Origin of the sequence: Phytoactinopolyspora endophytica (assembly GCF_004138495.1) — a bacterium.
GTDB classification, from domain to species: Bacteria; Actinomycetota; Actinomycetes; order Jiangellales; family Jiangellaceae; genus Phytoactinopolyspora; species Phytoactinopolyspora endophytica.
In genome coordinates this window covers 53,756-54,375 of the sequence record NZ_ML142870.1, presented here as the reverse complement: position 1 = coordinate 54,375, position 620 = coordinate 53,756, and the positions used below count along the sequence as shown (strand labels likewise).

Genomic DNA, 620 nt, shown 5'->3' with positions numbered 1-620 from the left:
AAGCTCCGGTGGATCGATCTGGAGGTCGCCCTCACCTGGCGGGCGAACGCCGGCAGCGATCGGGCGGGCAGCGGGGGTCGCGCCGGCGAGCGCGGCGGTCGAACCGCCGGTCCCGACGACGAACGCGGCCACAGCGCCCGTGCGCAGCAAGCCGCGACGCGACATGGCCTTGGACACCATGTCGCCGAAGTACTCGTTGTCACTGGCGTTCGGTGCGGGGTGTGCGCACTGGTTGCCACAGCGGTACTCGCAGGTCATGGCACTGCGGCCGCCTTTGCGGTTGTTCAGCACAGGTAGCTGCAACCGCCGGCGGAGGCCGTCGCTGTTCGCTTCAGGCATGAGGGTCCCTTCGTCGTGGCCGGAGTCTGTGTTGAACCTATGGAGTCCCGTCCGACAGAACCACCACGCCGGGACGAACAGTAAGTAAAGGGCAAATGTTTTAGGTAAGCCTTAGCTTGCTTACGGTGAGGTGCGGTTGCGGGAGTGCGAAAACGCATCTGCGCAACGCACATGCGCTGACCAGATGCGTGCGTCAGAGCCGCCATCATCTAACGTGGTCATGCTCACATCGAACGTTAGGAGCCCGACGTCGTGACCAATGTGCCCAGTGTCTCGTATTC

General features: G+C 63.9%; 1 pseudogene. It reads right to left on the bottom strand.

Annotation, left to right across the window (positions count from 1 at the left end):
- A pseudogene (locus ELR45_RS39595) lies at positions 1-339 on the bottom strand (hypothetical protein); the annotation flags it as partial.
- Positions 340-620: the final 281 nt, after the last annotated feature.